This is a genomic window from Nostoc sp. DedQUE02, from assembly GCF_034531035.1.
Classification (GTDB): Bacteria; Cyanobacteriota; Cyanobacteriia; order Cyanobacteriales; family Nostocaceae; genus Nostoc.
On record NZ_JAVRBY020000001.1, the window covers coordinates 133465 to 146460 of the forward strand.

Annotated in this window: 11 protein-coding genes; 5 read left to right on the plus strand and 6 right to left on the minus strand. The window is 43.0% G+C overall.

The genetic code is table 11. The annotated features are described in order from the left end of the window. Positions 1-578 precede the first annotated feature (578 nt). Complete coding sequence (locus RMX98_RS00600) at positions 579-968, minus strand: Tudor-knot domain-containing protein (protein ID WP_322679139.1); 390 nt, start codon at positions 966-968, stop codon at positions 579-581. A 325-nt stretch (positions 969-1293) separates the two neighbouring features. After that, a complete protein-coding gene (locus RMX98_RS00605) occupies positions 1294-2355 on the minus strand; it encodes an L-histidine N(alpha)-methyltransferase (RefSeq protein WP_322679140.1) in 1062 nt (353 codons plus the stop codon). Positions 2356-2797: 442 nt separating this feature from the next. Between RMX98_RS00605 and RMX98_RS00610 the strand changes: the two genes are divergently transcribed. The 3 genes from RMX98_RS00610 to RMX98_RS00620 all read left to right on the plus strand — a co-directional run bounded on the left by RMX98_RS00610 (position 2798) and on the right by RMX98_RS00620 (position 7029). Beyond that, positions 2798-4591: an ABC transporter ATP-binding protein gene (locus RMX98_RS00610; protein WP_322679141.1), complete on the plus strand. Its 1794-nt coding sequence runs from the start codon at positions 2798-2800 to the stop codon at positions 4589-4591. A gap of 119 nt (positions 4592-4710) precedes the next feature. Next, positions 4711-6504, plus strand: a complete 1794-nt coding sequence (locus RMX98_RS00615) for an ABC transporter ATP-binding protein (protein ID WP_322679142.1) — start codon at positions 4711-4713, stop codon at positions 6502-6504. Between the two features lie 162 nt (positions 6505-6666). Further along, complete coding sequence (locus tag RMX98_RS00620) at positions 6667-7029, plus strand: hypothetical protein (protein ID WP_322679143.1); 363 nt, start codon at positions 6667-6669, stop codon at positions 7027-7029. Between the two features lie 188 nt (positions 7030-7217). Here the strand turns inward: RMX98_RS00620 and RMX98_RS00625 are convergent, their stop codons facing one another. The 4 genes from RMX98_RS00625 to RMX98_RS00640 form a co-directional block, all read right to left on the minus strand. Then, on the minus strand, positions 7218-9905 hold the full coding sequence (locus RMX98_RS00625; protein ID WP_322679144.1) for a hypothetical protein: 2688 nt from the start codon (positions 9903-9905) through the stop codon (positions 7218-7220). Positions 9906-10100: 195 nt separating this feature from the next. Further along, positions 10101-10940 (minus strand): hypothetical protein, encoded by an 840-nt coding sequence (locus RMX98_RS00630; protein ID WP_322679145.1) that lies wholly within the window; start codon positions 10938-10940, stop codon positions 10101-10103. A gap of 153 nt (positions 10941-11093) precedes the next feature. After that, entirely contained in the window at positions 11094-11417 is a 324-nt protein-coding gene (locus RMX98_RS00635) for a hypothetical protein (protein WP_322679146.1), read from the minus strand. A 21-nt stretch (positions 11418-11438) separates the two neighbouring features. Next, positions 11439-11621: a hypothetical protein gene (locus tag RMX98_RS00640; protein WP_322679147.1), complete on the minus strand. Its 183-nt coding sequence runs from the start codon at positions 11619-11621 to the stop codon at positions 11439-11441. A 126-nt stretch (positions 11622-11747) separates the two neighbouring features. On the opposite strand from RMX98_RS00640, the gene RMX98_RS00645 reads away from it, so the two are divergent. Both RMX98_RS00645 and RMX98_RS00650 read left to right on the plus strand, forming a co-directional pair. Then, entirely contained in the window at positions 11748-11909 is a 162-nt protein-coding gene (locus RMX98_RS00645; RefSeq protein ID WP_322679148.1) for a hypothetical protein, read from the plus strand. 32 nt (positions 11910-11941) lie between these two features. Next, positions 11942-12697 carry a recombinase family protein gene (locus RMX98_RS00650; protein ID WP_322679149.1) on the plus strand — a complete coding sequence of 252 codons (756 nt, stop codon included), beginning with the start codon at positions 11942-11944 and terminating at the stop codon, positions 12695-12697. Positions 12698-12996 lie beyond the last annotated feature (299 nt).

Sequence of the window (12996 nt, forward strand, 5' to 3'; positions counted from 1 at the left end):
GTTGAAATTAGTTCTACTCGCAACTGAATTGAAATAAATTCAGTTTCAACTGACTTACAGAATTTAGCATCCGATGAATAAGTACTCTAATGCATTTATTGCTAAAACAGAACACTTATATTGGTAGTGAAAACCGTACCAAAGATAGTATTGATTTTATGAATACTCTTGAAGTTTACTGATTGTCTAAAGCGAGAGTGCGATAAGCCGAAGGCTCAAAGGCTTTGGTGATTACCAAAGTTGCGATCGCAGCAGCTGTCAGTGATACTGGCTCCATAGGTTTGCCAAAGTATACGAGATTTCACTTATGATTCTCAGTTTAACAGAGCTAGGGCGAATGAAATGAGACTGTTGGCGAATTAATAAAAGGTCTAACCCATCATTTCTGATTACTCTGATTTCAGTCCGTTTCAACGGACTTGAGCTATTAGCCCGAAATTTATTTCAGGGCGGGAAAGCAACACCAAACCAATCTTTTAGGGGTGAGTAGCTGCGGTTTATAATCACCCTTTTAAATTTAAAGGGACGACTTCAACAGGTGAAATCGCCCCTTTAAACTTATAAAAATGAAATATTCCCTATTTGCTTACTCTTGCAGGTTCAACCCACTCATCCCAAGAGCTATCGTAGCCATCATAAGTAATTTTATAAAGATCGTTACTAACTTCTAAAACCTGCCCTGGATACCATTTACCCTTCCACAAAATTCTCACTGCATCGCCAGTTTGAAATGATGCCCGAAAGCGTGCAGTGCCAACCCATTCATCCCAGGAACTATCATAACCATCGTAGGTAATATAGCACTTGTCATCATTAACCTGAAGTACCGTTGCTGGATACCATTTTTCCTTCCAAAGAACTTCAGCTTTTTGTCCTACAGAACAGGGTGAAGCAGCAAAAGCACTAGGAATTAATGTTCCTACCCAAGTTGCTATGAATATAGCGCCAAACAATACTTTATTTTTCATGATTATTTCTATCCTCAAACAGTAAAACCAAATTTTGATGGTGATTTCTGGAAATCTACTTCAAAATTTGCAACTAACTGTTACTATTTTTGTGGGATTTGTTTAGCGATCGCCTCAGCATAAATTAGGAATTTCTGCCGCATAATGTGAAGATAGCACCGCAGGATTCCGCATTTAAAATTAACAGTAGTTACTGATTTTACAAATTTGACATCAATGTATAGTAATGGTTATACTGGTAAACTTATGTGTACACAATAGCCTTATCAAGGAGAGGGAAGCTAAATACAGAATAAAGTTTTACATTTTATTTAATCTATGTTCCTTAATTACTGGCAACTTTACAAATCACCATGATATGTGATTTGTATTTGTCGGTACTATAGTGAATAAGTTGTAGTCCAGAACGTTCTATTTCTTGCAAAAGTTTAGGCATTTCATACTTATGATGTCGCCAAATAGTAATCTCTTCACCTTTAGAGATTTCAATTTTTTTATCTATTCCTATCCGACTAAAATTTATAGTGTAATCATGACTAACTTTAAGATTAGCAACTATACTATCTGTTTTTAAATCATACTTTCTTACTAATTCACAATCTTCAGATTTAATCCCAATCTTATTTTTTACCCATCCATATATTTCTTCTACATGATACTTGCAACCACCTCTAAATATTCCATCCCATGTAGAGTTAGAACCAGTTTCGTTAGTGAATACTAGAAAATCATTTTTCCCCATACTATCTCTAAAGTTTTTGAGTACCTTATCTCTATTTTGATGATTTCCAATGGTAACTCCTAAGTGTAAAAATATTTTTGTTGTGTCGTCAATTTCAAGACTAGTTTGATTTTGAAATAAAATTTTTGGCACACAACTATTTTCGATGTCAATTGTAGAACTAATAAAATCGACTAGTGGAAACCATTTCTTAAAATTATTTCTGGAGACATGAAGCAATTCCTCACTAATATCTAAGGCAATATATTTATTAACTTTGCCTAATTTATCCAGTCTGCGGATAAAATTTTTAACCGGATATGAATTTCCTGCACCAACATCTACAATGTTTACTTTCTTTCCATCTGGAATATTGCTATTTAGATATTTAAAGTTATTTTTTAGAAGGTCAATTTCTACATTTGTTCTTCCATACCATTTGGGAATAACATATTTTAGGTAAAACTCGTTCCAAATTTTTGCACCTCTACCTTTATAAGAATACTTTAGAGGTATTTCTCGTCTAAGTTCTAATGCATCAATTATCCCTAAAACTTCTTCTTCAGAAAAAAGAGAGTAAAACTCAGAACTTGGCTTTGCTGTGCGACTGATAGCAGTTGAGATATCCGAGGGAAGTTGGGAATTATGATGAAAATTTTGCGCCATTATTCTTGTTCTTTGGTTTTCTTCGGTCTTGAAATTGATTAGCCGCAATGCTTGCCAAAAATGTATTCTCCCATGCCACTGTCCTAAAACTCGGAAATTCCCCAAAAAACAAGAGAGGTACTCTATATTTCAATACGCTTGGGTTAAGGTTAAAACTCTTTGTCAAAGTCAATTTTTTAACGTAGACGCATTAGCGAAGTTCGCGTAGCGTCTCGCAGAGAAAGAGCGTCAGCAGCTTGCCGCAGGCTACCGCCAAGGACGCATACCCCTGCGGGGAAGCAAGCTACGCGCAGCGTCTCGTAAGAGTTGGACGCAAAGAGAAGAAAGAAATGCTTAACTGAACTGTATTGCTCTATATTTCACATTCGCCACTATCAAATGGCTAATTGTTTTTTTACAATCAAAGTACGATAATTTTCCAAAGATACAGGGGCAAATACCATTGGTTCAGGAACCAGAACTCCAGGAAACTTCCTCGATACAGTCAACTCAGCGTGTGCTTAAGAGTTTAAGCACTTACCGATGGACTTCGCTTGGAGCATTGGTGAGCCTGTTGCTGTTGACGATCGCAAACGCACTCACCCCACAACTATTTCGGTGGGGAATTGATGAGGGGATATCGAAAAAAAACCTCCAAATTGTGCTATATAGCGCAGCATGGATGGTAGTCGCGGCGATCGCTCGTGGTGTATTTAATTTTGGACAAAGTTATCTAGCAGAAGCAGCGTCTCAGGGTGTTGCTTATGAACTGCGAAACAAAATTTTCAGCAAAATTCAAAATCTTAGTTTCAGCTTTCATGACCAGGCGCAGACTTCCCAACTACTAACCCGTGTCACCAGCGACATTGAACAAATTCGTACCTTTGTTGGTACTAGTTTAATTCAGGTCGTCGGTTCAATTGTGACATTGGTGACTATTTCGGTGGTTTTGCTGGTGATGAACTGGCAATTAGCACTGATTAGCCTAACAGCAGTGCCCATAACCGCATTGTTAATGGCACGATTCGTTAGCCGAAATAACAAACTTTTTCGGCAAGTACAAGAGCAACTGAGCAACCTGAATGCAATATTGCAAGAGAATTTGCTAGGAATCCGCGTAGTAAAAGCCTTTGTGCGGGAGTCAACGGAAAGGTCGCGTTACACAACTTTGAATGATGGCCTAGTCAAGGCAAACATGAAGACCATTAGCGCCATCCGCGATACTTTCCCCTTGATATTCTTACTGAGTAATTTGGTAACATTGGTAGTTTTCGGCTACGGGGGAACGGAAGTAATTGGAAATCGTTTCTCCATTGGCGAACTGGTAGCCTTTAACTCCTACCTAGCGTTGATTCTCCAACCGATTTTGTTGATTGGATTTGCCGCACCCGCGATCGCTCAAGCAGCAGCTTCCGCCGAACGAGTCTATGAAGTTGTGGACGCAGAAGTAGAAATTCGCGATCGCCTCGGCGCTGTCCCCTTTGATACTTGTGGTGGTAGAATTACCTTTGAAAATGTTTCTTTTCGCTATCCCGGAGCAACAAGCGAAACTCTCAAAGAAGTATCCTTTGAAACCAAGCCCAACGAGCTAATCGCTGTTCTCGGAATGACTGGTTCGGGAAAAAGCACAATTATGAACCTGATTCCCCGCTTTTACGATGTCACCAAGGGAGCAGTTCGCATTGACGGACGAGATGTAAAAAATTTCACACTCAAAAGCCTCAGATCGCGTATTGGGATTGTATTTCAGGAAACCACCCTCTTCTCTGGCACAATCCGCGAAAATATTGCCTACGCCAAACCCAATGCAACTTTAGAAGAGGTGATTGAAGTTGCAAAAACCGCCCAAATGCACGATTTTATTAGCGGTTTACCCGATGGCTACGAGACGATTGTGGGTGAACGGGGCGTAGGCTTATCTGGAGGACAAAAACAACGAATTGCGATCGCTCGTACCTTACTAACCGATTACAGCATTTTGATTTTAGATGATAGTACCTCAGCTATAGACGCCAAAACTGCTGCCCAAATTCAAGCCGAACTAGATGGTTTAATGCATAAAAAAGCTTGTACAACCTTTGTAGTAGCTCAACGTATTAGCACCATCCAGAATGCCGATCGCATTTTTCTCATGGATAAAGGACGCTTGGTAGCACAAGGTACTCACGAGGAATTGATGCAAACCAGTCCACTCTACGGTGTGATTTTGGAATCTCAGGTAAAACCAAAGGAAAAAAATGATCTCCAATTAGCATAATTAATTTTGCTTACAGCCTTGTAATAAACACTTTTAATCTAAAAATCGTTCGACTGAGCGACTTGCCTTGAGCGGAGCCGAAAGGAGCCGAAGTCCAAAATCTAAAATCCAAAATTTTTATGAGAGGCACTATTCCCGTTGTTGCATCTGAGCAAAACGCGAGTCAGCAAATTTCCACCCTGCGGCGCTTTTTACAATACGTGCTACTTTATCGCAAAGAAATTCCCATTGCCCTGACATTAGTATTAATTGGTGCCATAACTCAGGCAGTTGGGCCATTCTTTCTCGGCTGGTCGATCGATCATCTGATTGCACAAGGGAATTTACAAGGACTGCTGGTGTTGTTAGGACTACTAGCGCTGAACTATGGACTTGGTGTCTTAGCAATTCGGGGTCAAATTGTTCGAGTCGGCTGGATTATGCAGCGATTGCTGGCTCAATTGAGACAAGATATTTTCATTAAAATCCAAAGTCTGCCACTCAGCTTTTTTGATCGCAGCGAAGCAGGCGATTTAATGAGTCGCTTGCTGAATGATGTCAACACCGTGAATCAAGCATTTGGATTGACGATCGCCCAAATGCTGGGCAACACTTTCAGTTTGGTGGGCATTGTGATTGCAATGCTCTCAATCAACCTGCAACTAGGCTTGTTGAGCAACCTAGTTGTACCACTGATGATTTTTACCACAAGCTTGTTTGCACGTTGGGCAAGAACCAGATTTCGCGTCACCCGAAAAACCATTGGAGAACTTTCCGCTAAGTTAGAAGAAGATATTGGCAGTGTCCGAGAAGCGCAAGCATTTAATCGCGTACAGATGAATATCGAAGAATTCGACGTTCTTAACGCCGCCAATAGAGATGCTAACGTTGAGGCTGTGGCAATTACTTCCGCCTTTTTGCCCTCTATCGATTTTCTCAACACACTAGCAACAGCTGGCGTGCTAGCTTATGGCGGTTATCTGGCGGTAACAGGAGCTGCAACAGTAGGTGTAGTGACATCCTTTTTACTTTACGTCCAGCAGTTCTTCCGTCCGATCCAAATTCTCAGCCAGTTTTACACCCAAGCTCAATCGGCCTTCGCCGGGTTAGAGCGAATCTTTCTATTATTAGATGAACCGTCAGAACTCAAAGACGCACCCGATGCCACAGAAATGCCGCTTATTCAAGGTGAGGTGGCATTTGAGAATGTCAAGTTTGGCTACAACCCAGATCAACTGGTTCTCAAAGGAGTAAATTTACACGCCTATCCAGGGCAGATGGTTGCATTAGTCGGGCAAACCGGTTCGGGAAAAAGTACAATTATTAATTTGATTTTGCGCTTCTATGATGTATCTAGCGGTGCAGTGAAAATTGATGATATTGATGTGCGTAGCGTGACTCAAGCAAGTCTGCGCCGTCAAATTGGTATCGTCCTGCAAGATAATATTTTGTTCACCGGTACCGTTGCCGAAAATATAGCTTTTGGCGCTCATTACGCCAGCCAAGCTGATATTGAAGCGGCCGCACAACTGGCAAATGTGCATGAGTTCATTACCTCACTACCACAGGGTTATACAACTCAATTAGGCGAACGGGGAGCGCCCCTGAGCCAAGGACAAAGACAACTAATTAGTATTGCTCGTGCGGTATTAATTAATCCCCGAATTTTGATTCTGGATGAAGCCACCAGTAGCATTGATACCCGCACAGAAGCGCTAGTCCAAAGTGCGATCGCTCGTTTGCTCCAAGGTCGTACTAGTTTCGTAATTGCCCACCGCCTCAGTACAGTTACTCAGGCAGATCAGGTATTAGTAATTCAGCAGGGACAAATTGTAGAACAGGGTACTCACGCTGAACTCGTTAATCACCAAGGTGTTTATGCCAACCTTTATGCTCTGCAACTGGGTGCAGCAGACACAACGGTTTCAGGATAACTGGGGTTAAGTTAGCTGGTGCGAGTAGCCAGACAGTAGCCAACAGCGTTAGTTGACAATAGTAACACAGCACAAGCTTACCTGAGTAAACACCCATATTATGACAACAGCATTTGCCTATCGCTAAACTAAGTGTATTAAAGCCTACAGAAGTAAGCACAAATGTCAAATTACAAACAAATACTTATACCAACTCTACTGATTGTAGTTTTAGCTAATGTATCTGTCATCTTTTTGTCAGAGTACCAGCGCTTCAGAAACAACCAAGAGCAAGCAATCAAGGACAAGCAGCAGCAAGAAGCCCTCATTAGAGTGTTGAAAGCTCAAGCTAAAGAGCAACAAAAGCAAGAGCAAAACAGAAGAGAAACAATAGATATGCTCAACAGAATAGCTAAAGAAAATCAAGCAAAAAGCAAAAAACTATTGACTGACTGGCAGAAGCAAATGGATAAAGACAGGCAAGAACTGTTAGATAGTCAACCTAAGCTTGAAGTTCCTAATACGACAGACGAAGAAAGATACTAGACACAGAAACGAGGGTCATTCGTCTTAAGGCAAAAACAAGAGTAGATAAACTGCTCTGGTCGTCTCTAGCGGGGTCTGTACTTCACCCCACTAAGGTACATTGTTTTTGAAACCCTTGCTGTATAAGGATTTGTCTACTGTACTGGTTAGGTGTTTTTGGGAAAACAAGGGCATCCAGTACAGAAAATTCAAGCCGATTTAGCAGCGTTTCTATTGCCCTTGTTCTTGCTTTCGGCTAAGGAATCGAGCAGCATTTGAGAGTGTACCTTGCTAAAGCCTTCATTGCCGTAACGCTCAAACCACTGTAGAGTTTGACCTCTGTGTGTAGTCTTGCGCCCATTCCTACGCTCAAAATCTGCCACAGTGTCACAAAAGACATGACTGTTGTTGTAACGTGCTGTGCGCTCCTCTATTAGCTCATCACCGGGGCGTAAGTTCTTAATGTTCGCATAACCGCTACTTTCCATCGCTTCTTTCCACTTGCCTATCTTCAGTAAGCTTTTGTGGTCGTAGGTTAAAGGCTGAGGAAAATCATCACACCCGTTAGCTAAGTTTTGCAAGAGAGCATAGGTTGGGTGCTTGCGTAGTTCAGTTTCCTTGTATTCTCTAGCCCCTCGTATCTTGTAGACTTCTTTGTTGTCTAAAGTTAGAAGCATGTAGTGGGCTTTGTTCATGTAAGACGCAATGTAGAAAGTATTCTTGGGCTTATGTTCTATTGCAAACGGAAGTGATAGTCGGTAGCGTTCCCAGAAGTTTTTTATATGTTGGGTTGCTAGTGTATCCAATTGAAGTAGTTCACTACCGTTATTTTCAAAGACATTTACCCAGTCAACACCAGCAAGCGGTTGAAGCAATCGGGTGTAACGCGCGTCTTCCCAGCGTGTGTTATCGCTCAGTATCTCTAGCCCTGGTAACTTGGCTTTGTCTTTCAGCACAGGCACAGTGAGTAGAGAGTACATACCGCCGTCTGTGATAGATTGCCGAGTGTGTAATGCTTTATTCATCATCCAAGCGCCTACCCTAGCCCTAGCTGTGATGTTGTTCGCTACCACAGTGTTACCTACAGCAAAATAAGGTGATGCCAGTACACCATAAGTAGTGTTGACGAATAGCTTAAGGGCTGTTTGCTTTGCGTCAGCCTCAATTGTGTTCTCTTTCTTAAACCTATTTCGCTCAGTCACCAGCTTACCTATGAAATTCTCCATCGGTAGTGCCACCCAAGCCCGTGTTCTACTGTCTTTACTGTTCCCATGCACACCATCGCTGTTGTAAAGCTGTCCAGGGTCGGTTACAACAGCATTTATCCATTCGTCTACTGTCTTCAACTGGTGCTTAGATAGGTAAGCGGCTGCTGTGACTAGCTCTAGGTCTAACAGTTGCTTAATCTCTTTGTCCGTAGCTACCGCTTTCAACACTCTGAGTATGTCGCTGGTAATTATTCCGTTGCGTATCTGTCTACGGATGAGTGCAAACTCGCCTGGGATGTGGGCAACATCGTTATCTCTGAAGTCGTCAGTGGTTGTCTTTTCCCATTCGCCCACCCCAGCTTTATTTATCTGTTGTTGGGTGACTAGTTTACTGTAGATGAGGTCTTGAGCAAAGGTTAAGTCACCGCTAACTGTAACAGACCACAGATTATCTACTAATGCTCCTTCATTCTTTGTTAACCACTGGCGTAAGGTAACTCTGTGCTGATTCGGTTTCCAAGCCCACACGGTAGGCAAGCCCAGAGGATAGATGAACTCACGTAAAGCCGAACCGTAGCAACTCTGTAAGTCTATGTCGGCTCCAGTGTGGCAAATAACCTCAGATGGTCGCTCGTTGTTGCATCTTCCGCCCTGCACCAACGCCGAGAATGCCGCCGAATCACTGGTTACACTGGCGAAGTAGTTGACGCTAGCTTGACTAATGCCGAGAAAGCGAAAGTCAGCCCTTAAGAGTTGCTTGAGTAGCTTACCCTCTTCTTTGTGTTCTAAGTTCTCTAACCCCGCGTCTAAGCTTTCCATGTTTCTATAGCGTTTACAGGAGTCTATGTAGGCTGCTAGTGAGAACTTATAATCTTTGGCGCTTGTGTTCAACAGTCCTAACTTTCGTTGGGCAAATTTCATGTGGTCTTTGTTGATAACCTGGGTGTATAACCACTTCTCTATAGTCGCTGCCACTAAAGCGCCAGTGGTCATAGGAATGTCATCACCTGTAAAGCAATCACTCTCAGGTATTCCTATCACATCGGCTTGTACCCAGCGAATCAAGTTAACAAAAGCGTTGTAGATTGCCTCCAGTTCGTCTACATCGCCCATAGAGTACGATGCAAACAGTAATGGTAATGCTTCTAGACCGTCGCGCATGTGACTTTTATACTCATCCATCTCATGCTTATTCTGCATTGGTTTACCGACAGCAGCAGCTAACGATTCCAAACCACCAACGCCAGACCAACCCTTCATGTCTTTTACACTAACGCTGTACTTGTGTTCGTCTACATCTAATGTAAACGGTTGTCGTGTGCTGATGTTTCTCTTCTGTTGTACTTTGCCATTTAGGAAAAGTCTACTCGCCAGTTGCCAGCCTAAAGCATACTCGATATCTTTAGGAGAGTAAAACATGAGTAAGCGCACACTATTATATTCTCTTGCAGCATCGGCACTCTCCAGAACTATTTTAAGGAGGCAAAGGTCATCAGCCATAGAAACAAAGTGAAGGCTGATATATTCTTGTTGACAGTAGCATTCTAGTTCTTCTCTCACGCTGGTTGGAATATCTGAAGTCACAAAAAAGAAGCGCTTGCCGTTGGAGCATGAGAAAGTTGTAGCTAGCCATTCTTTTGTAGGTGAATGCCACTCTGAGTCTGTAGAAACTGTTAGAATAGATGTCATATAGACAAAAGTTTTTCGATGCCCAGCTCTCGCTTTCTCATAGCGGCTGGGCGTTTACTTTTGTATGTGTCCCCACGATTTTCTGAGAGCTAACTGGTCGTTACGGGAGATTGTAGAGGAAGCTTTGGTAAGCAGAGGGTGACGAATGCCTCTTGCAAGCTTGTGTCTATTGTAGCTTTGGTTTATTTATCATTCCTAGTTCTCTTCAGCGAATAAGTTCAGCATGTCATCCAGATAAACTAAGCCATCTTTTTCCCTAACTGGTGTGCCCATCACATCGACTATGGTTTCATCCCCTAGCTTGACTCGTGGTAGCGCTTTGTAGCCTTCCATTACAAGTGCCTCAGCTACGGTTGGGAAGTCTTTTTCCAATTGTTCAATGTCTTCAGTGGTGTAACGGCGAGAGTAAATACCAGGCTGGATGCGTACTCTAAAGCTTTCATCAGCCCTTAGCTCAACAACAAGCCCCCCTATTACTTGTTCAGTGGTCTGCATTTCTTTTGTTCTAGCTTCTGCGTGCGCTCTCACTCTTTTGTAGGCTTCCTTGAGTTTGCCTTCTATGACCGCAGCCTTAGCAGCAGACTTACCTTTACAGTAGTGAACTTCTCTTCTGAGGTATTCTGATAGGGCTTTAGTCTCTATAAACCTTAGTTGCATAACGTCCTCAGTGCGGTCGAGCCAAGCAATGAAGTCATCAGCACTGAACTTAGAGCAATCAACAGCGTCTACTACAGCCTGTGCAGCGTCCATCTGTGCCCTGTACTCTCGCTGCATCAGTGCCTTGCTCTTAGGTTTGACCTTCTTACCAGAGATAGCGCTCTCAATGGCAGCCTGTTCTTTTGCTTCTTGCTGAAAGCTCCATGTTTCTCTGGTTGGTGGTTTCTTACCCTTAGCTTTCGCCTCTGCTACAGCTTTTTCGTACTGTGTCTGCTCTTTAACTTCAGTCACCTCTTTAACTTCAGTTGCAGCTACATCTGATGTGTTGCTGTTGCTGCCTCTACTCACTGAAAGCAAAAGCAGCAGACCTCCAATCATTAGTGCTGCTGCCAGCCTGCCCAAGTCCTTATGTCTCCTTATGCTTCCTTGTGTTCGCTTATCCTCTCAAGTGTTCTATAGTGTTAGCTAACGTCATCTAGTGCAGGCTAGTGCAAGCTAACGCTCTCTAGTGTTCGGCAATGTAATATAGTGTCAACTAAGGTTTACAAGATACCCAACAACGCCTGCTGTGCTAAAGTGCTGCTGACTGAGTAGGCTTACAATCTCGTGCTTACTAATCTTGACGAATAGTTCACTACTCTCTTGAGAAGTCACAAAAGGAGTGAGCAAAGGAAACTTCAAGCCTGCCACTTCTTGAGCATTAGCAGAGATAGAGCCAGACAACTTAAGGCTTTTGCGCTCCTGCGTACCTGTCGCTATGAGTGTGGGCAGCTTTCGTTGGCGCTTTGCTTTGGTCTTGCTGTTACTATCTACCGTGTTCTTACCGTTATTGGTGAGTGATTCTGTTGGTGTCATGCTTGTACTTTTCCTGTGTTTTTACTTGCGTTTATCGTTCACTACATCATTCACAACAGCTTCAATCTCTAGAGCGCTGCTGTATTCGTCTGTTGACATACTGTAGACAGTTGTTTCTTTGTCATCTCCTACAGAAAATGTCACTTCCTTGTCATCTACCGTCAGCCTTGGGTCGTCTATCAATGAAGAATCGCTGGTGAACATATTCGCTACGCTCTTGGTAAGCTATAGAGTGTGAATCAGATAACTGTTGTTAGCTTTGTTAGCTAGCTATAGTTTATCACACTTGTTAGCAGTGTTAGCAGTAGATAAAGAAAATACTAACCGAACATGACCCAAGACACCACCACGCTTTACATTCGCAATTTCCCCGCAGAGTTATCTAAAGACCTTAAGAGACAAGCACTAGAGCGAAACACTACATTGCAAACACTTGTCACGCTCATTCTTGAAGATTGGGTGAGGCAACAAGCCAACACTAAAGCGGACTAACTATGGAGTAGCTTTCTAAGGGGTGTTAGAAGTTGACAACTTGTGATTACTTGTCTATAGTTAAGGGACAAGCACAAGTAACACGAGCGAAGCGAGTACCAGTGAGAAGCAAAAAGATTAAGAGTAACCCCAATGCAGTCGTCATCTACCTGAGAGTAAGCACTGATGAGCAAGGTCGGTCTGGCTTGGGTTTAGACGCTCAACTAGAAGCCTGCAACCGCCTATGTGAATTGAAAGGGCTAGCTGTTGTTGGCGTATGGTCAGAAATCATTAGCGGAAAGGTTGACCCAAGAGAGCGTCCTATCTTCATGCAAGCCCTAGCCACTGCTCAAGCTAACGGCGCTAGTCTATTGGTAGCAAAGCAAGATAGATTCAGCCGCGAAGTGTTCCATGTCTCAGGCTACGTAAACAACTACTTCTTTGGCTCACAAACACCTCCTTTAATTGCAGCAGACAGCCCTAACGCCTCACCAATGGAAATCTATCTCAAAGCTATGGTTAGTGAGCAGGAGAGGCAAGCCATAAGTCAGCGTACCAAAGATGCACTAGCCCAACTGAAGAAGCAAGGCAAAGAGTTAGGGAAGGCTGGCAGAGAGGCGCACTCAGCACAAGCCCGCGATAGCACAGCATCAGCCATAGAAAGGGCGCAAGAGCTTAGAACACTTGGGTATTCATTAGAAGCCACAGCGCAGGCGTTAACCTCAGAGGGCTTTGTCACAAGCAGAGGTACAGCTTGGAGTAAGCAATCGTTAAGCAAAAGACTCGCTTCGCTCATGGTCGTTAACTAGCGAGATACTTAAGACCACTAAGACTTGCAGTATAGAGGTTAGGGCGGCTCTCTCTTCACCGTCGCCCCTCTCCAGTTCTTTTGCCCCTAACTCAGCCTTAGCACTAGCGACCATGAGCAGCATCAGCCTCGGTGAGTACATATACTTACGCTAGCATCAGCAAAGAAGGAACTAAGTACCACGAGCGTAACGAGTACATAAGTAATAGGGGTACTGAGGCTGGCTTGACGTATGGGGGATTGACTTCTGAGGAAATATACAGCACTTTTTTGACCAACTAGAAGCCTGTAAACTTCCAC